At 42.5% G+C, this 25,572-nt stretch carries 24 protein-coding genes; 8 read left to right on the top strand and 16 right to left on the bottom strand.

The features are described 5' to 3' along the window. Nucleotides 1–4 precede the first annotated feature (4 nt). From ABWU87_RS06000 to ABWU87_RS06025, 6 genes are all read right to left on the bottom strand, one after another. Nucleotides 5–706, bottom strand: a complete 702-nt coding sequence (locus tag ABWU87_RS06000; protein ID WP_353334081.1) for an aromatic aminobenezylarsenical efflux permease ArsG family transporter — start codon at nucleotides 704–706, stop codon at nucleotides 5–7. Nucleotides 707–715: 9 nt separating this feature from the next. Then, entirely contained in the window at nucleotides 716–1,192 is a 477-nt protein-coding gene (locus tag ABWU87_RS06005; protein ID WP_353334082.1) for a nitrophenyl compound nitroreductase subunit ArsF family protein, read from the bottom strand. Between the two features lie 19 nt (nucleotides 1,193–1,211). Continuing rightward, the gene (locus tag ABWU87_RS06010) at nucleotides 1,212–1,445 is read right to left on the bottom strand and encodes a thioredoxin family protein (protein WP_353334083.1); all 234 of its coding nucleotides are present in this window, start codon (nucleotides 1,443–1,445) and stop codon (nucleotides 1,212–1,214) included. A gap of 63 nt (nucleotides 1,446–1,508) precedes the next feature. Then, nucleotides 1,509–1,835 carry an ArsR/SmtB family transcription factor gene (locus ABWU87_RS06015; protein ID WP_353334084.1) on the bottom strand — a complete coding sequence of 109 codons (327 nt, stop codon included), beginning with the start codon at nucleotides 1,833–1,835 and terminating at the stop codon, nucleotides 1,509–1,511. Nucleotides 1,836–1,998: 163 nt separating this feature from the next. Further along, the gene (locus ABWU87_RS06020) at nucleotides 1,999–2,694 is read right to left on the bottom strand and encodes a hypothetical protein (protein ID WP_353334085.1); all 696 of its coding nucleotides are present in this window, start codon (nucleotides 2,692–2,694) and stop codon (nucleotides 1,999–2,001) included. A 466-nt stretch (nucleotides 2,695–3,160) separates the two neighbouring features. Next, complete coding sequence (locus ABWU87_RS06025) at nucleotides 3,161–3,655, bottom strand: hypothetical protein (protein ID WP_353334086.1); 495 nt, start codon at nucleotides 3,653–3,655, stop codon at nucleotides 3,161–3,163. 557 nt (nucleotides 3,656–4,212) lie between these two features. Here ABWU87_RS06025 and ABWU87_RS06030 point away from each other — a divergent pair. The 3 genes from ABWU87_RS06030 to ABWU87_RS06040 all read left to right on the top strand — a co-directional run bounded on the left by ABWU87_RS06030 (nucleotide 4,213) and on the right by ABWU87_RS06040 (nucleotide 8,302). Beyond that, nucleotides 4,213–6,207 carry a polysaccharide lyase family 8 super-sandwich domain-containing protein gene (locus tag ABWU87_RS06030; RefSeq protein ID WP_353334087.1) on the top strand — a complete coding sequence of 665 codons (1,995 nt, stop codon included), beginning with the start codon at nucleotides 4,213–4,215 and terminating at the stop codon, nucleotides 6,205–6,207. A gap of 214 nt (nucleotides 6,208–6,421) precedes the next feature. Beyond that, on the top strand, nucleotides 6,422–7,963 hold the full coding sequence (locus ABWU87_RS06035; protein ID WP_353334088.1) for a TlpA family protein disulfide reductase: 1,542 nt from the start codon (nucleotides 6,422–6,424) through the stop codon (nucleotides 7,961–7,963). Between the two features lie 114 nt (nucleotides 7,964–8,077). Beyond that, the gene (locus tag ABWU87_RS06040; protein WP_353334089.1) at nucleotides 8,078–8,302 is read left to right on the top strand and encodes a DUF2007 domain-containing protein; all 225 of its coding nucleotides are present in this window, start codon (nucleotides 8,078–8,080) and stop codon (nucleotides 8,300–8,302) included. Between the two features lie 150 nt (nucleotides 8,303–8,452). Here ABWU87_RS06040 and ABWU87_RS06045 read toward each other — a convergent pair whose 3' ends face one another. Then, nucleotides 8,453–9,778 carry a PhoH family protein gene (locus tag ABWU87_RS06045; protein WP_353334090.1) on the bottom strand — a complete coding sequence of 442 codons (1,326 nt, stop codon included), beginning with the start codon at nucleotides 9,776–9,778 and terminating at the stop codon, nucleotides 8,453–8,455. 92 nt (nucleotides 9,779–9,870) lie between these two features. Between ABWU87_RS06045 and ABWU87_RS06050 the strand changes: the two genes are divergently transcribed. Continuing rightward, nucleotides 9,871–11,160 carry a bifunctional folylpolyglutamate synthase/dihydrofolate synthase gene (locus ABWU87_RS06050; RefSeq protein ID WP_353334091.1) on the top strand — a complete coding sequence of 430 codons (1,290 nt, stop codon included), beginning with the start codon at nucleotides 9,871–9,873 and terminating at the stop codon, nucleotides 11,158–11,160. A gap of 348 nt (nucleotides 11,161–11,508) precedes the next feature. Here the strand turns inward: ABWU87_RS06050 and ABWU87_RS06055 are convergent, their stop codons facing one another. Both ABWU87_RS06055 and ABWU87_RS06060 read right to left on the bottom strand, forming a co-directional pair. After that, nucleotides 11,509–12,612, bottom strand: coding sequence for a Fic family protein (locus ABWU87_RS06055; RefSeq protein WP_353334092.1), 1,104 nt, complete (start codon nucleotides 12,610–12,612; stop codon nucleotides 11,509–11,511). 167 nt (nucleotides 12,613–12,779) lie between these two features. Continuing rightward, nucleotides 12,780–13,157, bottom strand: coding sequence for a RidA family protein (locus ABWU87_RS06060; RefSeq protein ID WP_353334093.1), 378 nt, complete (start codon nucleotides 13,155–13,157; stop codon nucleotides 12,780–12,782). Between the two features lie 173 nt (nucleotides 13,158–13,330). Between ABWU87_RS06060 and ABWU87_RS06065 the strand changes: the two genes are divergently transcribed. Together ABWU87_RS06065 and ABWU87_RS06070 are read left to right on the top strand one after the other, a co-directional pair. After that, nucleotides 13,331–13,882 carry an RNA polymerase sigma factor gene (locus tag ABWU87_RS06065; protein WP_353334094.1) on the top strand — a complete coding sequence of 184 codons (552 nt, stop codon included), beginning with the start codon at nucleotides 13,331–13,333 and terminating at the stop codon, nucleotides 13,880–13,882. Then, on the top strand, nucleotides 13,879–15,150 hold the full coding sequence (locus ABWU87_RS06070) for an outer membrane beta-barrel protein (RefSeq protein WP_353334095.1): 1,272 nt from the start codon (nucleotides 13,879–13,881) through the stop codon (nucleotides 15,148–15,150). Before ABWU87_RS06065 ends, ABWU87_RS06070 begins: the two co-directional genes overlap by 4 nt. 597 nt (nucleotides 15,151–15,747) lie before the next feature. Here the strand turns inward: ABWU87_RS06070 and ABWU87_RS06075 are convergent. From ABWU87_RS06075 to dnaN, 7 genes are read right to left on the bottom strand one after another with little or no spacing between them, the layout of a single operon-like run. Next, nucleotides 15,748–17,451 (bottom strand): tetratricopeptide repeat protein, encoded by a 1,704-nt coding sequence (locus ABWU87_RS06075; RefSeq protein WP_353334096.1) that lies wholly within the window; start codon nucleotides 17,449–17,451, stop codon nucleotides 15,748–15,750. Between the two features lie 21 nt (nucleotides 17,452–17,472). Beyond that, entirely contained in the window at nucleotides 17,473–18,219 is a 747-nt protein-coding gene (rlmB, locus tag ABWU87_RS06080; protein WP_353334097.1) for a 23S rRNA (guanosine(2251)-2'-O)-methyltransferase RlmB, read from the bottom strand. Then, the gene (recN, locus tag ABWU87_RS06085) at nucleotides 18,206–19,876 is read right to left on the bottom strand and encodes a DNA repair protein RecN (protein WP_353334098.1); all 1,671 of its coding nucleotides are present in this window, start codon (nucleotides 19,874–19,876) and stop codon (nucleotides 18,206–18,208) included. The genes rlmB and recN overlap by 14 nt, the downstream gene beginning before the upstream one ends. Before the next feature lie 2 nt (nucleotides 19,877–19,878). Further along, the gene (locus ABWU87_RS06090; protein ID WP_353334099.1) at nucleotides 19,879–20,805 is read right to left on the bottom strand and encodes a DUF4835 family protein; all 927 of its coding nucleotides are present in this window, start codon (nucleotides 20,803–20,805) and stop codon (nucleotides 19,879–19,881) included. Nucleotides 20,806–20,814: 9 nt separating this feature from the next. Beyond that, nucleotides 20,815–22,011 (bottom strand): bifunctional phosphopantothenoylcysteine decarboxylase/phosphopantothenate--cysteine ligase CoaBC, encoded by a 1,197-nt coding sequence (coaBC, locus tag ABWU87_RS06095; RefSeq protein ID WP_353334100.1) that lies wholly within the window; start codon nucleotides 22,009–22,011, stop codon nucleotides 20,815–20,817. A gap of 20 nt (nucleotides 22,012–22,031) precedes the next feature. Then, nucleotides 22,032–22,805, bottom strand: coding sequence for an exonuclease domain-containing protein (locus ABWU87_RS06100; protein ID WP_353334101.1), 774 nt, complete (start codon nucleotides 22,803–22,805; stop codon nucleotides 22,032–22,034). 9 nt (nucleotides 22,806–22,814) lie between these two features. After that, a complete protein-coding gene (gene dnaN, locus ABWU87_RS06105) occupies nucleotides 22,815–23,939 on the bottom strand; it encodes a DNA polymerase III subunit beta (protein ID WP_353334102.1) in 1,125 nt (374 codons plus the stop codon). A gap of 154 nt (nucleotides 23,940–24,093) precedes the next feature. On the opposite strand from dnaN, the gene ABWU87_RS06110 reads away from it, so the two are divergent. Both ABWU87_RS06110 and ABWU87_RS06115 read left to right on the top strand, forming a co-directional pair. Continuing rightward, on the top strand, nucleotides 24,094–24,447 hold the full coding sequence (locus ABWU87_RS06110; protein WP_353334103.1) for a DUF3127 domain-containing protein: 354 nt from the start codon (nucleotides 24,094–24,096) through the stop codon (nucleotides 24,445–24,447). Nucleotides 24,448–24,638: 191 nt separating this feature from the next. Continuing rightward, nucleotides 24,639–25,487 carry a DUF4348 domain-containing protein gene (locus ABWU87_RS06115; protein ID WP_353334104.1) on the top strand — a complete coding sequence of 283 codons (849 nt, stop codon included), beginning with the start codon at nucleotides 24,639–24,641 and terminating at the stop codon, nucleotides 25,485–25,487. Nucleotides 25,488–25,572 lie beyond the last annotated feature (85 nt).

Raw genomic sequence — 25,572 nt, forward strand, 5'->3', positions numbered from 1 at the left:
GTTTCTAATTGAGAAAGAAAATCATGGAATAATAGAAGCCGGCAAGGATAAAGGTTACTGCAACCACTTTTCTGAACCAGAATTCAAAAGCCTTAATTCTGTTGTACAGCTTACCGACATTGCCCACTGCAAAAGCCAGTAGCCAGGCAAATACAATGACAGGCAATCCGGTGGCAACGGCAAACAGCACAGGGAGATAAAGCCCGCTTGCACTGGCAATTGTCATGGGAATAAGCATGGCAAAGTAGAGAACACCGCTATACGGACAGAATGCCAAAGCAAAAACCATCCCCAACAAAAAGGAGCTCAAGTAACTCCTTTTGTTGCTTTGACCTATCTTGTCGGCCAGACCGGATAATCCCGGTAGGTTGATTTTTATTATGCCCAACATGAAAAGGCCGATAACAATAAGTGCCGGTCCAAGCAGTTTTTCTCCCCATCCCTGAAAGAACAAGGAGAGATTCATCTGGTCGGCTCCCAAATATAGAATTACCGCGAGAAGTGTGTAGCTTGTCACCCTTCCCAGCGTATAGATAAGCCCGCTGAAGAACACCTTGTTGCCGTTGTCAATATCGCGGCTTATAAAACCGATGGCCGTTATATTTGTTGCCAGCGGACAGGGACTGATGGCAGTCATCAGCCCCAGCACAATTGCTGTAACGAAGGCGTACTGCGAGTTATCGAGTATACTTTGAAGAAACTCCATATCGGCAAATTATTTACCTCCCAGCATGGGGTCAATAACTGACTTGATCTTTGCCTTGAACTTGTCAGGGCTATTGCGGGCATACATAAATCCCTCCGAAGTAAGGTCTACCCTCTTTGTACCACTAATCACCAGAAGGCTCTGCCCATTTGCCTGACATTTTTTGGCAATCACCTCACTGCTTTTGTCATCCAGGTTTATGCTTTTAAAAACAACGCTCCCTCCTTTAACCTGTTTTGGGTATAGCGCAACCAGATTGTTTTTAGATTCCGTTTCCACAGCCATACAGGTGGGACACCTGCGTGTAAAGTGAAAATAGTAAACTTCTACCTGCTGTGCAGCAACTTTCTGTGCACCATTTTCCCCGGCAACGGCTTCCTGGGCAACAACGCCCTTCGACTTTTGACCCTTGTTGTTTTGGACAATGTAAACAATGCACCCCAAAATCAACAGAATGGCGAAGCCAATCATTACTATACGTTTCATCGTTTTCTCTTTTAATCGATTATTTGGTAAGAGCCTCCTTTATTTCCTGCTGAGAAGGGACCCGTCCTTTTATCACGACTTTTCCATCAACCACCAGAGCCGGCGTTGCCATAACCCCGTATTTCATGATTTCCATGATATCCTCCACCTTTGAGATAGAGGCTTCAATGCCGTTTTGTTCAACCACTTCGCGTGTAAGCTTCTCGAGTGTTTTGCATTTAGCACAACCCGAACCTAAAATTTTAATTTCCATATAATCCTTATTTATTAGTTAATCGTAATTCGTAAAACAACGAACAATCAGCGCAAAAAAATATTATTCGCAGCAGGTTTTCCCGATATCTTTCCTATCGAAGAAGTCACCAAATAGCTTCTGAGCCTTTGCCCACTCCTCCTTCTGAATGCAATACCTCACCTTAGGAGCCTCAATCTCCCCTTGAATCAGTCCGGCATCCTTCAGTTCCTTGAGGTGCTGAGACACTGTTGCTTTGGCGATAGGCAATTCATCGTGAATATCCCCGAAGAAACAACTCTCTTGCGATGCCAGAAAGTCGAGTATCGCTATCCTTGCCGGATGCCCCATTGCCTTGGCAAAGCGGGCAATCTGCTCCTGCTCTGCTGTATAATCTTTAATCTTTTCCATATATTGTTCGCAAAATTACGAACATAGATTTTAAATGCAAACATTTGGGATATTTTTTTTATGCCGACTTTGCATTTTTAATCTTTATATTTCGTTGCAGGCTTGTTGCATTGGTTATGCAACATGAAGTATTATCTGATATATAAACCGTCTTACAAACACCTCACGAGTATCCCATTGCCTTGTATGCCCTCACCATTTTGTTTATTATGCTACGCTCATATTCTATACCACGCAACATAAACGGATGATTCTCTTTCATCATTTCAGCTTGATCCTCTTTCATCATATCTAAAGAGACAAAGGTTCTGAATTCGATAATCAACGGAGTAATGTAATTGCCTAACCCTATCCCCTCTTTTAAAGTAGAAAGAACATTGTCCTTGTACTTTTCACTGTCGATCGGAGTCACTGCAAAATTATGGTTGTACCTGAAGCATTGTTGAATAACCTGCAGTTTGGGTACAGTAACATCGTCCATGCATCTTTCCCTGTACCTGTCAAAGAAGTGAGGCGTATAGAACATAAATCGGGTTGCGTCCCTCGCTTCGGCATGCAAAACGGCGTATAGCCCATCCGGCCGGTGATAATAGAGGTAGATAAAATAGATCAGATTATTTCTTTTATACCCTGCCCAGCCTTCACAATAATACTGAATGATGTAGTTATTGCCTTTTTTACTGGTCAGCTTAATCGGTTTAAAGAATATCAGTTCGCCATTTTTGGCCTCTTTCATCAAATATCTTCTGTACTTGGCCTCCATGCCAAAAGTTACAAACAACTTTGGCTCAATCTCGGATTTATAATCCGATTGAAATTCGGCTGCAATCTCCTCGTAGCCCATTGAGTCAACAATCATAGCACTCCTTTATTGGTTAATCATTCTATTTTATATCAAAGCCACGAACATAAGGAATAAAACCATGGAAAAAAATATATTATGGGAAATAATGTCTTATACTGGAAAAAGTTTACAGTTTCCAAATCGTAAACTTTATAAAATTATGAGGACAATAGAAACAATGACGAATGAGTTACGTTTACAAATCATCCAGGAAAGGTCATATACCTGAACAAGCCAAAAAACTCCCGCCGTCTTTTTGTGGAAAGACGGCGGGAGTTTTAAAAAAGACGGCGGGAGTCTATTCGAACCCCCGCGGGCTTTTTTTAGATGGCTTTAAAAACCTAGTGTTTCCAATTTAGGTAGCATTACGCACGATTAAAAGCTCTGTAACCTTATGCCCTGTTAGGACGTTGGAGGCGTCCCTCGGCCCTCTCATTGAGCCGTGAATGCAATCTCTGCCACTATTCCTAAACTACTAATTTCAACCGGAAAATTGTTCAATGATTGCTTTAAGTTTTTCTTCACTGAAAAGACTGTGAGGATTATGGCCATCATAGTAGGCGTTGCTATAGATATCATTAAAATGAACTCTGGCCTCTTCGTAGTAAGGAACGGTTAATCTTCTGGAGAAATCAACAAATTCGGGGAAATCAATAATATGATTATTGTTTTCTCTCGAAGGATTGTGTAAAAAACCAGTATCCAAAAAAGAAGTTAACTTGATATTGACGTCTTCCATGAAATTATCCAAACTACTATCACTTCTACCGTCTTCATTCCCATATTTATAACAGCCTTCGGGGTTGTTGTTTTTTAATGGAGATTTATGCAAACGATGGACAATCCTAAAGCCATGGGAAATAGACTTTCCCTTTTCATCATCAAAAACACTAATCCATTCAACATACCCATCTTCCGGTTTAGAGATAACTCCACCACATTCATCACAAATAAATTGTTTCAACGGTTCTAACATAATAAATATTTTTTAAAAGTTAATTCCGCAAACCTAGCCAATTATAATGGATAAAAGAAACTTTTCATGATAAGAAATCCACAAATTCTTTTGTTTCATAAGAAATCTCTAAATCTTATACTATTTTGCTATATAAAAGCAATGTAGCCTATTCAAATTGCCGCAGAAGATCACGGCTCTAAATTCAGATAAGCCAACCAATCAGCAGTAACATTACTAATTTAAAGTATATATTTCTCTGCATTCCATACAATTTCCCACCGCAGAATAAACATTAATTATCACAACAATCACTAATTACGCAAGCATAAAATGCAATACATAATTGCAAAAAAGTATAAATGGCTGATATTGACTAAATATACATCTTGATTAGGGGCAGATTATTAAAAACACCTCATAACATGAAATTACCAGTCCTTTTAAACGTGCATTAAAACAAAAAATAAAAGAGAAAGAGAAATAAAACATTAAATCTTTATATTTGCGGTCCATAAACTGGTGGTATTTTACATTCCAACAAACTTTGTAACCTACGATAAAAAATAAGCTATACCATGAAAAGAAATAAACTTCTCTTTTTTTTCCTTCTTGTCTGTTGTTCCATCTTTGCACAAAAATCAACAAACGATTCGATCGCTTTAATCAAAAGAAATTATATTAATGCAACAATCAGTAATGATAAAGGGAAAGAAGATCTTCTCAAACGATTATCAGCCATCTCCCCCGAACAAGAGGTATCCGATCAGAATGTAATTGAATTACAGCAACTGTACCCTATTTCCGCAAAAGAGATTCAACTTCTGACAAGCACTCTCCATGCAGATGGCACGTGGGAAGATATTAACTATAAGGATACCAAACGTTCCGGATGGGAACCTAAGATACACGCCGAACGAATTCTGAAACTCACCAAATACTACTATCAGAAAAAACTAATGCTCAAACCAACTGAATTTTCACAGCTAAAAAAAGCAATTCATCAAGCAATGGCTCTATGGTTCAATCGGAAACCTGTATGCGCCAACTGGTGGTACAATCAAATCGGGATACCGCGCACCCTTGGACCGGCCTTCTTGCTATTCGAACAAGAAATGAGCGAACAAGAAAAACAGGAAGCCATAAAAGTGATGATGAATTCGGCCTTTGGCATGACAGGACAAAATAAGGTATGGCTGGCAGGCAACGTATTAATCAGGGCCATACTGCAAAACAATTGGAGTCTTGTAAAAGAGGCGCAACAAGCAATTGGATCGGAAATTGTTCTGGGGCAGAAAGAGGGAATTAAAGCCGATTGGAGTTTCCATCAACATGGACCACAACAGCAATTCGGCAATTACGGATTGTCGTATATATGCAACATGAGTTTCTATTCAGAACTGTTTACCGACACTCCACTTGCCTTCTCAAAGGAGCAGCATAAGATTCTTATCTCCCTTCTACTGGATGGCTACCAATGGATTGTTTGGCGGGGATATTGGGATGTAAACGCACTAAACCGGCAATTGTTCCGCAATGCGGATGTAGACAAAGGATTCAGGCTGCTTTTTGCGGCATACTCGTTGATGAAAAGCTGTAATCCGGAAGACGCTGAAAAAATTAAGAAGATGATTGACCGGAATTCCTTCTTTTCGCAAGCCCCTAATACCTTTACCGGGAACAAGCATTTCTGGGAATCAGACTATACCATCCATCGCACTCCTCAATGGATGGCTTCGGTGCGCATGGCTTCCAACCGTGTAATAGGAACTGAACTGGTGAACGAAGATAACCTGAAAGGATACTATATGGCCGACGGTGCCCTATATACTTATGTACGTGGTGACGAGTACCATAACATCTTTCCCTTCTGGAACTGGAGAAGAATTCCGGGAATTACTACCTATGATAGCGAAGCACCCATCCCTAATGCCAATAGGAAGGATAGCCGCAACCAAAGTTCTTATGTAGGCGGAACTAGTAATGGCGAAACCGGCATCACCTATATGCAACTGAAACGCAACGGGCTGACCGCTCACAAAGCATGGATATTCACAAATAACTACGTGCTTTGCATGGGAAGCAATATTCACTCGGATAGTACCGCAACAATCATAACTTCCATCGACCAGCGTTTCAGAAAAGGCGAAGTTTGGTCGGACTGCAACAAGCGATTCTTCCACGATAATACCGGTTATATAGTGCTACAAGCTGACACATGCATCACTACAACGGAATTGAAAAAGGGACAATGGTGTGATTTTATGGGAATGTACAAGCCGGCGAAACTGGAAAGCAACATTTTTTCCTTATACATAAAACACAGGAAAGACCAACCGGCCAGTTACGTGTATCTGGTTCTGCCTGGCAGCAATGCCAATCAAGTTAAGAATTTAAGGACAGATGACATTCAGATACTTCAGAACAATGAGAAAATACAGGCGGTCATCATAGATTCGCTCTGCTATATTGCAGCATATCAAGCGATGGATTTGGATTTAAAGAATGGAGAAAATGTACATATCTCCCAGCCGGGAGCCTATGTAATTAAAATTAAAAAGGACAAGGATTGAAATTAGATTCATACAGCAATGACTTGTTTCAATTTATTGCTGTATGGTAAAACTTTAAAATGTATAAAATTACTCAATGATTGTAACATAACATTTTTTCTAAATTAATGGCTATTATTGACTAAAAGCAGAAATAAACTTTTAATAAATCAAATATTTTCATAGCTTTGCCAAACAACATTGAATACATAAACTGATAAAAATCTATTGCCATATGACTAAACATCTTTTCTATTTACGGTTTGTCTTGATAATCCTGATATTCAACCTGCTGTTTTCATCAGAAGCAATGGCTGGCAACAAACTCCCAAACCCAGTGATTAAAGCAGGTTCAGCCAAATTATCCTGCAGCATCAGCAAACAGAAACCATCCAAAGACGGTGAAAAATTAATTGCTGAAATCACGGTTTACAATCCCATAACCGGCGAATGCAGTTATAAAACTACCCTGGATAAGGAGAATCGGTTTTCTATCAATGTTCCACTTCAAAGCAGCAAGGCTATAGCTATCTTAAATATCAGTTCAGAAACAATGTACTATTGCATTTTCGCTATTGGTTTAGAGCAGGAGAAAGAGACACAAATCAACATCTCTTTTGACGATAAAGATAAGATGAAAATCAGTGCCAAAGGGGAGCTTGATTTATCTGCCAATGAGATGACGAAAATGTGTGAGGCTCTTAACTTGTTTGAAATGCATCATGATTCACTGGTTGATTTTCATAAAATGACACCCAAAGAATTTGCTGATTATAATCTAAACAATAACCTTAAAAAAAGGATGAGCATCGCAATGGACTCCATTGTCCTTTCTGAAAGAATAAAAAACAACCTTAAAAATTCATTCAATCTGCGTTTTTTGAAAGGAAGGCTTTTCTACTATAAAGAGTGTGCGGAAGAGAGCTTTGAGAGGGCGAATAATGGAGCTCTTGCCGATTATAAGGCTGTGGAGCCCGACAAAGAGTATTATTCATTCCTCAGAAAATACAACCTGAACGACCCTCAATATCTATATTGCTACTCTTATCACGATTTCATGAAGGCTTTTTTAGTCATAAAAGCATTCAACATTCCCAAGATAGGCAATACACCCGTCGAGGAATGGCTCAAAGGAGTAAAAAATTCTGTTAAGAATGTGGTTGGATTCAATTCGGGTATGTTTTATGATATGCTTGCGGCAAATGCATACGACCAACAGATGAGCTACGGAACTGAAGCGCTGACCAATAAACAGCTTGCAAACATCAGAAATTACTTTATAGCCAACAAAAAAGCCATTGGAGATATTATACTGAAGAAGAATGAAGAGACTGCAAAAACCCTCGAAAGCAACAAGGACTTAAAAGTGAATAAGACCCCTGTTGTGGCAAAAGAGAAGCTGATGGAGGCCATCATAGCCAAGTACAAAGGGAAAGTGGTGATGGTTGATTTCTGGGCTACATGGTGCGGTCCGTGTATGAATGCTTTTAAAGAGATGAAGCCGTTAAAAAAAGAGCTGAAAGGTAAAGATGTGGTTTTTGTTTATATCACGAGTGCCAGTTCTCCGAAAGAGAGCTGGGAAGGGCAGATAAAACAAATAGGAGGCGAACACTATTACCTGACAAAAGACGAAATGAACTATTTACGGGAGAATCTTGATTTTGGCGGAATACCCACTTACCTCATCTACGACACAAATGGAACATTGAAAAACAAGGTCACCGGTTTTCCCGGCAATAACAGTATACTGGACATGATAAGTTCGGAATTGCCTTAGAGTTTGCGGCATTCAGCCGGCAAGGTGGAAAATAGAAATGGAGTTGCTCCAACCGTTAGGACAACCTCTGAAAAAAGTATCTTTATCAAGTAATAATCTTTAAAAGCAAATACAATGAAAACAGTTCTTTTATCTGCATTGGAAAATAGCTTCCAGGCAAGCGTTCTGCGGGATGTATTAAGTAATGAGGGTATAGAATCGTTCCTCAGAAACGAAACGTTATCTGGTATATTGGGCAATATTCCAAATTTCCAGATCGAGATATATGTTTTTGAAGATGATTATGAAAAAGCAAGCGAAATCCTTAAAAACGCATTTCCGCAATTAGTGGGAGAATAACGTCCTCTCTGAAATATAAGTAATCAAAAGAGCGATTTTCAAACCACAATACAGTTTGAAAATGGCTCTTTTGATTTCGATATTACAGTCTATAATCGTAAGATTGGAGCAACTATCGCACCTCATCATCATCAAAGATGCAGTTATTCACTACATCAAATGGCTGGCCAGCTCGCTCAGCGCACTACGTTCGCCTTTAACCAAGTTGACGTGCGCAAAGATGTTCTGTCCCTTCATGCGGTCTATCATGTAAACCAGGCCGTTCGACTGGCTATCCAGGTACGGATGGTCAATCTGCTGAATGTCTCCGGTGAAAATCATCTTGGTTCCTTCGCCGGCACGGGTAATGATGGTCTTCATCTCGTGCGGAGTAAGGTTCTGTGCCTCGTCGATGATGCAGTAGGTTTCAGACAAGCTTCGGCCACGGATAAAGGCCAACGCCTCAATAACAAGCTGACCACTCTTCTGCATATCGTCCAGCCGCCTCACTTCTGTGGAGGTCGGAGAAAACTGATGTTTGATCACATTCAGGTTATCAAAGAGCGGTTGCATGTAAGGTGCCACCTTGGCAGCAGTATCGCCGGGCAGGAAGCCCAAGTCTTTATTAGAGAGCGCTACGATGGGGCGTGCCAGCAAAATCTGTTTGTAGTCGTTCATACAGCTCAGGGCGGCAGCCAGCGCAAGCAAAGTCTTTCCAGTACCGGCTTTCCCCGTAAGTGCTACCAGCTTTACATCGGGGTCGGTCAGTATTTCGAATGCAAAGCTCTGCTCGGCATTACGCGGTTCAATGCCGTAATGTTTCGCCTTACCTACCCTGTGAACAGTGTGTGTTAAAGGATTGTAGCGCACCAGCACACTATTGCGTTCGCTCTTCATCACGAAGCATTCGTTGGGATGAAGCACATTCTTGAAATCCAGATCATTAATATCAACCCCTTCCTTAGAGGAGTATATCTTATCAATCAGTTCAGCTGGTACACCATCGAATATTTCATTCGATTTCTCAAAAATATCGATATTCACCACCTTGTCATTGATGTAGTCCTCACATAACACACCGATGGAACGGGCTTTCATGCGTAGATTCACGTCCTTTGTCACCAGGATCGTTTTCATCTTGGGATGCTTCCTTGTAAGAACCTCGGCAGCAGAAAGAATTTCATGGTCGGCCTGCCTTTCAGGAAACGATTTGCGCACAATCTCCGACTCCACTCCTCCGGTAATAATGAAGAGCCTTCCCATCCCCTCGCCCAGCGAGGCTCCTTTGGTGAAAAGCTTATCATCGGTAATCAGGTCGAGCTCGCGAACAAACTCGCGGGCATTGAAATTGATTTCACTGTTTCCTTTCTTGAACTTATCTAATTCTTCGAGAACCACTATTGGAAGGTAAATATCATTCTCCTGGAAACTTGTCAAGCAGTCATGGTCGTGTAGGATAACATTGGTATCTAAAACGAAATTTTTCTTTGTTCCCATAATTTTTAGATTTTAAATGTTGATATTTGCACCTAATATAACAATTAATGAGATACGAAATATCACTTCGCATCTATTTTTTTCGAAAATAAATGAATTATCAAGAGACACTCAATTATCTGTATGAAAGCACTCCGATGTTTCAACAGGTTGGGAAATCAGCTTATAAAGAAGGGCTTAGCAATACCCTTGCATTAGATGAACATTTTAATCATCCGCATAACAATTTCAAGACAATCCATGTAGCGGGCACCAATGGAAAGGGGTCATGCTCGCACACGCTTGCCGCCATTCTTCAATCGGCCGGATACAGGGTAGGCCTTTATACCTCTCCTCACTTGGTTGATTTCCGCGAACGGATACGGGTAAACGGAACTCCTGTTTCCGAAGAATACGTGGTAAACTTCGTGGAGCGGGAACGATGCTTCTTCGAACCGCTTGCTCCCTCCTTCTTCGAACTGACCACAGCGCTTGCCTTCAACTATTTTTCACAGCAGAAAGTAGATGTGGCAATCATTGAAGTGGGACTGGGCGGACGGCTGGACTGCACCAACATTATCCATCCCGACCTGAGCATTATCACCAATATCAGCTTTGACCACACCCAGTTTCTTGGAAACACGCTGGCATTGATTGCGGCAGAAAAGGCGGGTATCATGAAAGAGGGCATTCCGGTGGTTGTTGGAGAGACGACCAACGAAACCAAACCGGTATTCATCAACAAAGCCAAGGAGGCGAAAGCACCGCTTTTCTTTGCGGAAGAGGAGCAACTGCTTCAAGGGTACGAGATGGATGAAAGCGGATTCTGGCACTACCACACTGCCGACTATCCCGAACTGACAGGGGAACTTGGCGGATTGTGCCAGCTGAAGAACAGCAACACCATTCTGCTGGCCGTGAAACTGTTGAAGCAAGCGGGCTACCAAATTGCTCCGGAGGCGATTGAAGCGGGCTTCTCGAAGGTATGCGAACTAACAGGACTGATGGGACGCTGGCAAAGGTTGGGAAGCGCACCCACTATTGTGTGCGACACCGGTCACAACGTGGGCGGAATGACTTACATTGCCGAGCAGCTACGCCGGCAGAAGTACGAGAAACTGCACATAGTAATGGGGATGGTGAATGATAAAGACATCAGCGGTGTGCTGGCGTTACTGCCCAAAGAGGCGGTGTACTACTTTACCAAAGCCAGTGTGAAGAGGGCGCTACACGAAACGGAATTGAAGGAGTTGGCCGGCAAGGCGGGACTGAACGGCTCCACCTACCCCGACGTGCCTCAGGCTTTCGAAGCTGCCAAAGCAAATGCTTCTGAGAATGACTTTATCTTCGTGGGCGGAAGCAGCTTCATTGTAGCCGATTTGATGACTTATCTAACGAAGTAATAGAAGCTGAGGGTTATTTTTCTTCAATGCAAGCGACTCAGCTCTACTTTTGCCTAGAAAAATAAAGATGAAAGCATCAGAGCTGCCCACTCCCCCACTTGAAGAAAATCCAGTGGAGCACTTCTAAAGTGCGTCGTGCTATTCGATAACGTTTGAACTCTTAACGTTCAATATAATCAAGTTTTACGGAATGTAATTAAAAAGATAAGCTCGCTTCTTACAAGTGAAATCCTATTAGAATAGACTCTCTAGTTTTGAGAATTAGTATATATGAGATGTTTGCGGAGAATAAAACGTACTTTTGCCGTATATTTTGCGGAGAATAGTCGCATTATTCTCCGCAAACCATTAAATAGTTAACTCATAATTGGTGCTTCGTCCCCCTTCGTCTGTTTTACGCAACACCCCTTTTGCCATCAAATCTTGTATATCACGCAACGCGGTATCGGGAGAACACTTGGTAATCTTGCCCCATTTTGATGAAGTCAGTTTTCCTTCAAAACCATCCCAAAGCAGATTCACCATCTTAATTTGACGCTCGTTCATTGAGACGGAACGATGCACATCCCAGAATGCGGCTTTTTGCAGAACCGTTCCGACAGCTCTTTCCGTATCAAGCAATGCAGACTCCAGACAATCAAGAAACCATTCCAACCAACCGGTAATATCTAAACCGCCTTTCTGTGTTTTTTCTAATATCTCATAATAACCTCTGCGTTGTTTACGTATTTCGGCAGACATGCTGTAAAATCGATGGGGCATTTCATCGGCACGAGCTAAAAACAAATCGGATATTGTTCGGGATATTCGACCGTTTCCATCATCAAACGGATGGACAGTTACAAACCATAAATGAGCTATCGCAGCTTTCAGGACAGGATCAATTTGCTGACTTTCGTTAGCCCAGTCCAGAAACAATTGCATCTGATAAGAAACATTGTCCGAATCGGGGGCTTGATAGTGTACTTTTTCCCTCCCCATTGTTCCCGATATAACCTGCATCGGCTCTGAACCTTGCCTCCAATCGGCAACCGTTATTTTATACGCCCCACTGCGTCCCGTGGGAAACAAGGCTGCATGCCAGTTAAATAGGCGTTCGGCTGTCAATGGCTGCATATATTTTTGAGTAGCATCTATCATCACCTGTACCACCCCATCCACATAACGATCTACTTCAGGCAGTCCTTCTATCTCTATTCCTAAATGACGGGCCACAGAAGAGCGCACCTGATCGCTATTCAATATTTCCCCCTCTATTTCGGACGATGTTGTGATATCCGCCGTTAGCGCATCAAGCATTGCACTGTTTTGAAGATCAAAACCCAGCGTACTCATTTTGCCCACAAGCTGACCTTGTAAACTGCGGACTCTACCCAGTTTATAGGATAGTTTTGCATAGTTCCAGGTAAAATTTGGCCATTCCTTTTGCTGCCAGATGTAGATTGCTCTCATATTCTCCGTATATTTTGCGGTAAATATACAAATTATTCTCCGCAAAAGAAACAACTGTCTGATTGATTATTATTAACGTCCATACAATAAAACAAAAACTCCCCTTACCCGATTGATTTTTTGAAAGAAAAAATTCGAGTAAGGGGAGTTGCTTTTTATACCGATTCTTATTTCACGGCAATGCACTCAATCTCTACCAATGCACTCTTAGGCAATTCCTTTACCGCCACAGCCGAACGGGCAGGAAATGCACCTTCGAAATAGGTTGCATAAACCGCGTTCATTTCGGCAAAGAGTGACATATCGGCCAAGAAAACGGTGGTCTTCACAATGTTTGCAGTGGTTAAACCTGCCTCTGACAAAATGTGCTTGATGTTTTCGAATGCCTGTTTGGTCTGTCCGGTAACACCACCCGGCACAAATTCACCCGTTGCACCATCCAATCCCAGCTGACCGGAAAGAAACACCATTCCATTCACTTCAATTGCCTGACTGTAAGGTCCGAGAGCTGCCGGAGCCTTTTCACTAAATATAACTTTCTTCATACCTTCACATTTTTTAGTTATCTGAATAGGGGCGCAAGTTAAACATTCTTATTTTTTCGTGCAACTTTTTCTTTCTGTCGGCTCATCTTTTTGAGCGTTCTTAAAAAAATAGTTTCCTCCACATGCAGTATTTTGTATATTTGTGCATTTACAGATAAACGCGCGTGGAGTTAATGAGTGAAATAGAGATGACAGAACGTTGCCGGGCTGGAGATAATATTGCCCGGAAGGAGCTCTATGAGCAATATGCCGGGCAGATGCTGGGTATATGCTACCGGTATGCCGGCGATCGGGATACAGCCCAGGACCTTCTGCACGACGGATTTGTAAAGGCATTCAGCTCATTTGATAAGTTCTCGTATCGCGGTGAAGGCTCACTGCGTGCATGGCTCAGCAGACTGATGGTTAATATTTCGCTTGACTACCTGCGCAAAAACGATATCAACCGCCAAATAATAACGTTTGAACAGTTGCCTGAAAATATTGAGGAGCCAGAGGAAGAGGATATATCGCTGGTTCCGAAGCAGGTGCTGATGAAACTAATCTCCGAACTGCCCGATGGATATCGCACGGTGTTCAATCTGGCTGTTATGGAAGAGCTATCGCATAAAGAAATTGGCGAAAAACTGGGAATAAACGAACGTACCTCCTCGTCGCAGCTTTTCAGAGCCAAGAAACTTCTGGCAAAAAAGATAAACGAATATATCAGAGACAACAACCTATGAAACAGGAAGAAGAAAAATGGGTATCCGCCCTGAGGAACAGCTTGGCTGAATACAAGGAACCGCCAGCAGCTGACGGCTGGGAGAATCTGATGAAAGAGATCTCTCCCGCTCCCGTTGTGCCTCCCAAACGCTCCTACTTTATATATGCGGCAGCAGCGGCAATCATTCTGCTACTCCTTATCCCGGCTACATTCTTCCTGCTGAACGAATCGCCCGGAGGTGTGAAGAAATACAACCAATCTGCACAGAAAACAGAAACGATACAAAGTCCTGTCACTAAACAAGCAGAAGAGAAAATTGCTCCAGCCTTGAAAGCAAACCGGATAAAAGAAAACATGTTGGCCATAAATAGTATGGTGAAGAGCACCGGTGCTGAGACAAAACGTGGGGTAATGATCGAAACGAAAAATCTTGCCGCCATTACAGAGAATGTATCTGAAGCCGATAAAGCGGCAGTATCATCCGAAACTGAAAAACCTATAGTTATAGAGGAAAAGAAAGAGCAAAGAGACAAGCAACATAAGTCAACCGAGCAACAAAAAAGAGTCCAAAAGGGAAATAGTGCAACGAAAAAAAGAAGTGAACAGAGCGCGGAAAGAGATCTCTTCAGCCGAAAAAGAATTGAAGGAGACCTTGCCATTGCTTTATATACAGGAAACGGCAGCGGGTCGTCCAACCAAACGAGCTATATGCCCATGAGTACGGTAACAGCACTCTATGGCGATGCCCTTTTAATGGCGTATTACAGGAATTCGCAACCTGTTGAATGGAAGCACAAACAACCTGTTTCTTTCGGACTGTCCGTTCGTAAAAAAATAACGGAACATCTGGCACTGGAAAGCGGAGCGACATATACCCGACTGGAATCGGAAGGAAGACGAACCGGTAGCTCATTGAGATACAATCAGACGCTGCATTACGTAGGCATACCACTAAGGTTGAACTACCTGATTCTGGACAAGCGATTTGTGAGCCTTTACCTCTCCGGAGGGGGTATGGTGGAAAAGAGCGTATCGGGAAAGATGGACACTGAAACGGTTATTTCGGGTAATCTCATAAACAAAACGACAGAGGATGTAAATGTAAAACCGCTGCAATGGTCGGTTGGCGGTGCTATGGGAGTTCAGTTCAACGCCAATAAGCACTTCGGACTATTTGCCGAACCAGGTTTGATGTATTATTTCAGTGACGGATCAAAAGTAGAAACCATCCGCAAGGAGAGCCCACTCAACTTTAACCTGCAAATGGGGTTACGAATGACATATTAAAGAAATCCTGTTAGGAAATTGCACTCGGAGGAAAAACCGTATTTCAAGCACAGGTTTAAGCCGTCGTCTGGTTAACTGGTAAGGTAACTTATGATAATAAAACGTATTTCAAACGCGGGAGTCGTACCTTAATGCGAAGGGTGAAATTCATCGTATTGGTTTTTAATTCCAAGGCGTAAGAATTTAATTTCTAGGCATAAGACTTTTATTTCTTCTCGATAGATTTAAAATTCGATTCGATAGATTTTATTTCATCTAGACAGATTTAAATTCTCCAGTATTTTTTAGAAAAATCGTCTAAAGAGATTTGCCTCTCACTGAATTGGACTTGATATTTCAAGGAGTGGGCTTACAGTTTCGAAATAATTACCGGAAATGATTTACGATATATTCTTAGTCAGAAACCGGCATAACATAAGATCTTTTATTTCCAAATTTGGTTATCATTACTTAAATGTGGATCATATAAATCGAGAGTTAAATTGTTAGATTGATTTTTACTGGGATTGGGTTAATAAACCAGGCAACATCTGCCTGCAGACAAAAAAAGGATTGCCGTGACGGCAATCCTTTTTTCTATAGAGTTAAAACCTTGTTTTACTTGCAGTTTTTTTCAATCATCGGAATCACCAGCTCATCACCCAGTTCCTTTGCTTTGTTGAAGTTTTCACAAGCATCAGTCTTTTTACCCTGCTGCAACTGACAGAATCCAATCAAGCGATAGCAAGCTGCAAACTTAGGGTCGATTGCCAACGCATCTTTCAGATTCTTAATAGCCTCATCATAACGTGCAATACGCAGGTTCACCGCACCATATTCGGCCAGATATTCCTTATTGCTGGGCTCCATCTCAACAGCCTTCATAATGTCTTCCAACGCCCGTTTGTAGTTTCTGGACTTGTAGTTGGCCTGTTCACGAAGATAGAAGAAGTTTGCATTTACGCCGCTGCCTATAATCTGATGGTAAATGTCGAAATCGGCCACAGCCTCTTTGTACAATCCATTATCGCTTTTTACAATGGCACGTTCGGAGATATAAGGAGCAGCAGCTTGCGGATATGGAGCCGCATAGCGTGACACAGCACTATCGAGCAACACTATTACCTCTTTGTAATCTCCTTTCATCAGTTCTTTTGCTCTTGCTGCGCTAAAGAAGGTTTCGGGCGAAGCCAGATTGGTGTGGTTCACCTTATCGAAACATTCAAAAGCCTTGTCGAATTTCGTCATGGCAAAGTACACATCTCCCTGATGTTGTGTATAAAGAGGCAGCGGATTAATCTCGATTGCTTTATTGATATCCTCCAGTGACGTTTCCAGAGTCCATGATTTGAAAGCCTCTCCCTTGTTCTGGATAGCGCTTAAGTACATCATTCGTGAACGGTTATAGTACACATCATCCTTCTTTCCGGATACTTTCAGAGCCTTGTTCAGATCGTCTTCTGCTTGAGCAAAGTGTTGGGCATCGGAATAGTTGGAGAAAATAAAATTGGCACGGCGGATATATCCATCGGCATTATTCGGAAACTGCGTGATAAAGTCGTTTAGCAAAGAAGAATACTTGTCGACTGAAAGTTGCGAAGATGCCATAAAAAGAGCAACCATTGCCTGATCTTCGTTGTTAGGTAGTGCTTTCTTGATGCCGATCTTGTTCAGCTCAGAGCTATTAAAATCGAATGCACTGATGACAAGTTCGTTTGCATAAGGTGCACTGATTGCATAACAATGAGTGGTATCCTTAGATGCAGCTTTCTGCACCAGGCCAAACACCTCGCCTTCGCTGTTCAGTATCGGACAGCTCACCAGCTTATCTTTCATAGACATGGCAAGCTTGAAGTATTTGTGCGGACCGGCCAGGTTGGAAACCTCTTCCACCTTCCCAATGGTGCAGGCACGTTCTTTCTTAGTGGAATAAGGAAGCATTACGGCTTCGGCATCCTTGGCAGGCACAACAGCTGCCAGCTTCAGGGCCGGAGTGCTTTTCTTGCCCAGGTCTACCCGGAACTTAATTACATCGTACATACTGTTTGCTCCCAGAATAGTCTGCACAGGCAGCTGCTTTCCCTCAAAGTTAATCACCACAGCCCGTGCCGCCCCAACGAACAGCGTATAATCGGACAGTGCCACTCCATCTTCCGAAACAAAAAAACCGTTTCCGGTATTCAATAGTTTGTCGTTTTCATCGTATGTCACCACGGAGAAGACAGCTTTTTTTGACTTGTCAACCCACTTTGGTGCATCTTTTTGTGCCATGGTCCACTGTGAGAGCAGGCAGAGGACCATAAATAGTATTTTCTTTCTCATGATACAGGTTATATATTAGTTTTATTCTTTCTCAAAGCCTCGTTGCTTCACCGCTTCGTAGATAAGTACCCCCGCGGCAACCGAAACGTTCAATGATTCTATTTTGCCAAACAACGGAATTTTTATCCATTCATCGCACAAGGCAAGGTGATCATAGGAAACACCTGTATCTTCTGCACCCATGATTATGCAGAGAGGGTCCTTATAGTTTGCCTGGGTATAATCGTAATCTCCCTTCTCAGTAGCCGCCACAATTTTGAAGCCGCTATCCTTGAGGTATTTTATGGCCGAAGTAATGCTCTGCTCCTTGCATACCGGCAGTGTGTGAAGCGCTCCGGCAGATGTCTTCATTGCATCGGCGTTAACACTTACGCTGTTGCGCGAAGGGATAATGATAGCATCCACCCCTGCACACTCACAGGTACGGGCAATAGCTCCGAAGTTACGTACATCGGTCACTCCGTCGAGCATAACAAAGAAGGGAACCTTTCCCTCTTCGAAAAGAGTTGGCACCAAATCTTCCACTTTGTAGTAGGTCACTGCAGACAGGAAAGCCAAGACTCCCTGGTGATTTTTCGTTGTGATGCGGTTGATTCTCTCTACCGGCACCCGTTGAACAAATATATTGGTTCCTTTTAAGGCTGCGAAAAGTTCTTTTGAAAGATCGCTCTGGATATCTTTCTTCACCAGAATCTTATCAATCTCCTTACCCGCCTCAATGGCCTCAATCACGGCGCGAACGCCAAATATCATTTCATTTTTTTCCATGCTGTTTTAATAGTTCTTTTGCATTATTCATCGCAGCATCTGTCAGAGTAGCCCCACTCAGCATGTGGGCTATTTCCTTAATCCTCTCCTCCTCTTTCAGTTGGCGGATATTACTGCTGGTCGATGTTTCGTTATCTTGTTTATATACTTTATAATGTACTTTCCCTTTTGCTGCAATCTGCGGCAGGTGGGTGATGCTGATTACCTGCATGTACATACCCATTTCTTTCATTATTTCGGCCATCTTATCTGCAATCTCTCCCGAAACTCCGGTGTCGATCTCATCAAAGATGATTGTTGGCAGTTCGGTGGCACCGGCAATCATTGCTTTTATGGAAAGCATGACGCGGGCAATTTCACCTCCAGATGCTACGGATGAGATGTTTTGCAACGTTCCATTCTTGTTTGCCGAGAATAGGAAGGCCACACTATCGCCTCCGCTGATGTCGAATGTTGCTTTGGGGGTAATCTCCACTTGGAAACAGACGTTGGGCATTCCCAGCGGAATAAGCCGGTTCATCATTTCTACCTCCACCAGTCGGGCTGCCTGCATACGCTTTTCCGTAAGTTTTGTCATGGCTTTGCGGAGTTTTTCCAGAAGCTCCTCTTTCTGTTTCTGAAGCACCTCAATCTGCTCACCGTAGGAGTTGATGGCATCTAGGCGTGAACGGAAATCTTCCTGAACACGAAGTAACTCTTCGAGGCTGTTTACATGGTGTTTCTTTTCGAGAGTATAGATCAGGTTGAGCCTTTCGTTCACGAAATCGAGCCTTGCCGGGTCAACATCCACACTCTCCTGTTCCCTGGACAAATCTCGGGCAATCTCCTTCAGTTCGATGGAGAGTTCCTCTATTCTGTCACTCAGGTCGCCGGCTGTGTTGTATCTCTCTTTGAGCGGACGCAGAATACCGGATAGGCGCTTCATGTTGGTGAGCAGTCCTCCTTCGTCCTCCATTAGAATCTGTTCGGCGCTGTAGAGTCCTTCTTTGATTTCGCCGGCATGGCTTAGGAGTTCTGCCTCCTTTTCCAGTTCGATGTCCTCTCCTTCCGTCAGCCTGGCTTCGTCAAACTGATCGAGCTGGAAACGGATATAATCTTCGTCCGAACGACTCTGTTCTTCAAGCTCGGTAAGCCTTTCTAGTTCTGATGCTATCTTCCGGTAAGCCTGATAAGCCTCCTTATAGACGGAAAGCTCTTCCTCATCATGAGCCAGTGCATCGAGCACATTCAGCTGAAAATCTTCTTTATTGAGTAACAGGTTCTGATGCTGCGAGTGCACATCTATGAGCTGTTCGCCCAACTCCTTCATCAATGCGAGCGATGCAGGAGAGTCGTTGATAAACGCCCTTGACTTGCCCGATGCCTGCACTTCTCTGCGGAGGATGCATTCTTGCGGGTCATACTCCAGTTCATTCTCTTCAAAAAAAGTCTCCATCCGGTACGGGGCGATATTGAAATGTGCTTCAATCACACATTTTGATGCTCCCCGTTTAATGGCTTTCACATCTGCTCTCTGTCCAAGCAGCAAACCGATGGCACCCAGGATAATTGATTTTCCCGCACCCGTTTCGCCGGTAATAACAGAAAAACCTTTATCAAAATTGATGTCGAGCGTGTCAATCAGCGCATAGTTTTGAATTGATATAGATTGCAACATAATTATTTAGAAGACTTTATTTTATCCCATGCATTCGACTGAGCCGGATTGATATCTACCAGCATGTTATAGACCTGTTCCTTTTCGCTTTGTGTTCCTTTTGAGTAAACGTTAACCAGCTCATCTTTCTTTATCTCGGTAAACAGCTGAGGCAAGAGAGACATCGGTTTGTTGTCTTTCGCCTTCTTCAGTTCTTCCAGAGCGGAGGTTATTTTCGCTCTTCCCCGGTCTGCATTCTGAGCCATTTCATCCAATCCGGTGCGATGGTAATCATACATCATCTGACGGAAAGGTTTCATCTGCTCACTAAGATAATCTGTGATGATTGCATGACGGTTGCGGGTATCCTCGAAAGCTTTCCACCCGGGTTCACCGAGAGTCTGTGCAGCATTAACGATACTTTCGGCCACATGCAAAACATCTGTCCCGCCCATTGGAGCCATAGAGTCCATGTCGAGACCGATTATCAGATAAGCATAATAGGCTATTACGGCAGTCAGGTTATTATCAATTTGGTTATCGCGAAGCTCCAGCGGATCAAACTCCAGATAGGTAAAATTGAAGTTCACATCCTTGAAGTTGAATAGCGTGGTGTTGTAGTTGGAATCGAACACAGGGCGGTTGGACTGCACAATCAGCTCGCACTTGAATGTTCCATCATCCGAGTGCTGCTTCACTGTAATATTCATACTACATGATATCCGTTCGGAAATGCTGTACTGTGCAGAGGTCCATTTCCGGTCATTGATAAATTCCGTGAGTGCTGTCTCCAGTGTTTTGAAAACCTGTGTATTGGTCCCCTGAACCTGGGAGAAATTGATACTCACCTTACAGTTCAGCTCCTGTGCCTTAACCGTCAGTGGGGTTAAAAGCAGGCAACAGCCGAAAAGGAGTCTGCGAAATGATTTATGAATGACCTTTTTGTTCATTTCCTCTTATTATTTCATCAATGAAACCATCCGGTCGATGATGTCCGACGCCACCTCCCGTTTGCTTTTCAGCGGGAACTCCGTCTTTCCGTTCTTATCGATGATGATTATCTTGTTCGTATCGTGGCGGAAACCTGCCCCTTGGTCCTGAAGCGAATTGAGAACGATGAAGTCGAAATTCTTCCGTTCCATCTTACTCTGTGCATTCTGCAATTCATCGTTGGTTTCAAGAGCAAATCCTGCAAGCAGCTGGTCGTTGCGCTTAATCTTCCCTAACGAGGCGGCAATGTCCTGGGTGGGTTTTAATACAACTGTCATCTCATCGCCTTTCCGCTTGATTTTACTGTCGGCCACTACCTGAGGGGTGAAGTCGGCCACGGCGGCACACAAGATTCCGGCATCAGCGGATGGGTAGTTGGCTATAGAAGCCTCGTACATCTCCTGTGCAGATTCTACGTCAATACGTTTTATGTTAGGATGAACCGTTTTCATCTGTACCGGTCCGGCTATCAAAGTAACCTCGGCTCCTCTTTCGGCGCATTCTTCTGCGAGAGCAAAACCCATCTTGCCGGAAGAATAGTTACCGATGAAGCGCACCGGGTCTATCTTTTCATAAGTTGGTCCCGCTGTTATCAGTACTTTTTTTTTTGAAAGGTCCTGCTCACTGGCGAAGAACTCTTCGAGCACTTTGATTATCGCTTCGGGCTCTTCCATGCGTCCTTTTCCTACCAGATGACTGGCCAGTTCTCCTTCTCCCGGTTCAATGATGTGATTCCCGTACGAACGGAGGATATCCAGATTCTTCTGAGTAGAAGGATGAGCAAACATATCCAAGTCCATAGCCGGAGCAACAAATACTGGAGCTTTGGCCGAGAGATAGGTTGTGATAAGCATGTTGTCGGCAATTCCGTTGGCCATCTTTCCGATGGTTGAAGCCGTTGCCGGAGCAATCAGCATGGCATCGGCCCAAAGCCCGAGGTCCACATGACTGTTCCATGTTCCATCTCTTCCCGAAAAGAATTCACTGATCACCGGTTTACTGGTCAACGCAGACAGAGTGATAGGAGTGATAAACTCCTTGCCGGCAGGGGTTATGACCACCTGTACCTCAGCTCCCCTCTTTATCAGTCCGCGGATAATATAACATGCCTTATAGGCTGCAATACTTCCTGTTATTCCCAGAACAATTTTTTTCCCTTTTAACATAACACCTGATTTATTAAAGTCTACTTACCGTTAAACTCACGAAGTTTTATTTTAGTGAGAACCGCTTTAGTATTCAATGTAAAATCACTATTCAGCATCCAGGAGTAATAACCCGGATCTTTCTTAAAGACTTCGGATACCGGTACACCTTTATATTTTCCGAAATTAAAAACCTCCACGTCATTATCATCATAAACCACTCTTCCTGCAAAATCCACGTTTCGGCTGTATGAAGAAAAGTCGGCAAGGAAAGCCATGTCATTTCTTAAATCATCAGGATAGCGTTCGAGCTGTGCCTTCAGCACTTCGTATGTTGCGCGTGTATCAGCTTCGGCTGAATGGGCATCGTTCAAATCTTTATCGCAATAGAATTTGTATGCTGCGGAAAGCGTACGTTGCTCCATCTTGTGGAATATCACCTGTACGTCAATAAACTTACGCTTGGTCATATCGATATCTACTCCAGCCCGAAGGAACTCCTCTGCCAAAACCGGGATATCAAAACGGTTGGAATTAAATCCGGCCAGGTCGGCTCCTTCAAAATCGCGGGCAATATTCTTTGCCACCTCTTTAAATGTGGGACAGTTTACCACATCTTCGTCATAAATGCCATGCACATTTGATGACTCTTCGGGAATATGCATCTCCGGATTGATACGAAGAGTTTTGGACTCTTCGTTGCCATTCGGATATATTTTTAAATAACAGATTTCTACTATTCTATCTGAGTTGATATTTGTTCCGGTTGTTTCAAGATCAAAGAAAACAATCGGGTTTTTTAAATTCAAGTTCATTTTATATTATTAGTCATTTAACATCATTGGCATCAGCAACATCAGCAGGTCCTCGTCTTCTTCCTGTTCCAGCGGAACAATAACTCCTGCGCGTGATGGGTCGGCCAATTCAATTATTACATCCGAAGATGCTATATTGTTTAAAATATCGATCAGAAAGGTTGACTTAAATCCGATGCTCATTGGTGAACCCTGATACTGACACACCAGTGATTCCTCGGCAGAGGTTGAGAAGTCGATATCTTGTGCAGAGATAACCAACAGGTTTTCCTGCATACGGAGTTTAATAAGACTGCTGGCTTGTGAAGAGAAGACAGAAACACGCTTCAGCGCACTGATTAGTTGAAGGCGGTCAACAGTAATCTTATTCGGATTATTCTGAGGGATCACAGAATTATAATTCGGGAATCGACCTTCAATCAAACGACATACCATACGATAGTTTTCCATATTGAACACAGCGTTTCTGTCATCAAATTCAATATTAACGCTACCTGACTCTTTTGGTAGAAGGTTCTTTAGGAGTCCTGCCGGTTTTTTGGGCAGGATAAAGGCAGCTCTTTCACTTCCTTTAGCTGCCATGGTTTTGCAACGAGACAGTTTATGTCCATCGGATGCTACAATCGTAATATCTTCAGTTGTGATATCGAAATAAACGCCATTCATTACCGGACGGAGCTCATCATCGGCTGTAGCAAAAAGAGCTCGGTTGATGCCTGCAAGCAGAATATCGGCATTCATTTCCAGACGAACGGCATTGTCACCAAGTGAAGGTGAAGTAGGATACTCGTCTGCATTCTGTCCAACCACGCTATATTTCCCGTTCTGATACTGCACAGAAATCTCATACGAAACTGTATTCACGTCAAAGCTCAGAGGCTGTTCAGGAATTTCTTTCAACGCATCAAGAATTGTCTTGGCACCAACCGCAAACCTGCCGTCTGCGTCACTTTCATTTACATCCAGCGAAGTAACCATTGTTGTTTCACTATCAGACACTGTTACAGATAGTTTTCCGTCCTTCAACTCAAACAGAAAACAATCTAAAATAGACAACGTGTTTTTAGAGTTTATTACGCGGCTAATTGCCTGCAAATGACTAAACAGAGCCGTACTTGAAACGATGAATTTCATACTTATATCAGTTTAAATTATTATACTATTATAAATGACAAAGATAAATAAAAAGATTCTCTCACCAAATAAAAGAATAAAGAAAATAAAGTGAAACATTAGCATTGTAACGGATAAAACACTATTTTCGCAACCCGAATTATAAAACAAGATTATGGAAATAAGTGGAAAAATAATTGCAGTTCTTCCTCTGCAAAGCGGAACGGGAAGAAACGGAACCGAATGGAAAAAACAGGATTATGTAATTGAAACGCACGATCAATATCCAAAAAAAATGTGTTTTAACCTGTGGGGGGACAGAATTGACCAATTCGCCGTACAAATGGGAGAAGAAGTGACTGTATCGTTTGACATCGACTGCCGTGAATGGAATGGTAAATGGTTTAACGACATCCGTGCCTGGAAAGTTGACCGCAATAGTGGAGCAGAGATGAACGCAGCACCTTTTCAACAATCCGCTCCGGTAGAGTTTACCGCCACTGATGCGAAAGATGATCTGCCATTCTGACAAAACAAGATAGACAAGTTATAGCCGAAACCTAATCAAAAACGGGGTTCGGCTATCATTTTATTTCAAAAATAAAATAAAGTCTAAAAATATTTAGAAGATAATACTCTGTTTACAATAAAAAGATATACCTTTGCACGTTGAAAATTTGGATGTTTTTATTATCAGATTCGCAAGTATTGCAGAATAAAATGAAAAAGATTATTTTAGGCGTTGTTGCCCTCCTTTTACTAGCTTCGTGCAATGGTAAAAAATCAAAGATGGATCCTTTCAAGTCACTGACTAGTATGGTAGATTCAGTAACAGAGAAAGCCGACACGACAGCCGAAGATTCAACCACTTACACTCCCAGACCGGTAAAAGCCGACGAAACTTTTGATGATTTTATCTATAGTTTTGCTACCGATCCTGATATGCAGCAAGAAAGAATTCACTTCCCACTCCTTTTTAAAAACGGAAACACTGTTAACAGAATAGAAAGACGGTTCTGGAAAAAAGACTTTTTATTCACGAGACAAGATTACTATACCATGCTTTTTGATAACGAATCGGACATGGACCTTATGACAGATACTTCACTTAAGTCGGCACAGTTTGAATGGTACTTCATGAAGGCGAATAAAGTAAAGAAATATCATTTTAAACGTGAAAAAGGTGCATGGATGCTCGGACTTATTGATATTGAACCTATCAAGAACAATGAAAACGAAAGCTTTATCGAGTTTTTTCATAAGTTTGCATCAGACAGCATATTTCAACGGTCGCGTATTCACGAACCACTTATATTTGTAACGACTGATCCGGATGATGATTTTTCAATTCTGGAAACAACCATGGAAATCAATCAGTGGTTTGCATTTGCACCAAAGCTACCTAAAGAAAAACTTTCTAATATCAATTACGGACAAAGCAATTCCGAAAATTCAAATACAAAAATTCTCACGATGAAAGGTTTGGGAAATGGGTTTTCCAACACTCTTTACTTTAAAAGACAAGGAAAGCAATGGGAATTTTATAAATTTGAAGACCTGAGCAACTAACTGCCTCATTGTTCTTATTACTCCGGGAGTTGGCAAAATTAGAATAGCGCCGAAGTACTCTCTCCTATTTTTTGGGAAATATGTC

The sequence above is a fragment of the Bacteroides sedimenti genome (assembly GCF_040365225.1).
Classification (GTDB): Bacteria; Bacteroidota; Bacteroidia; order Bacteroidales; family Bacteroidaceae; genus Bacteroides; species Bacteroides sedimenti.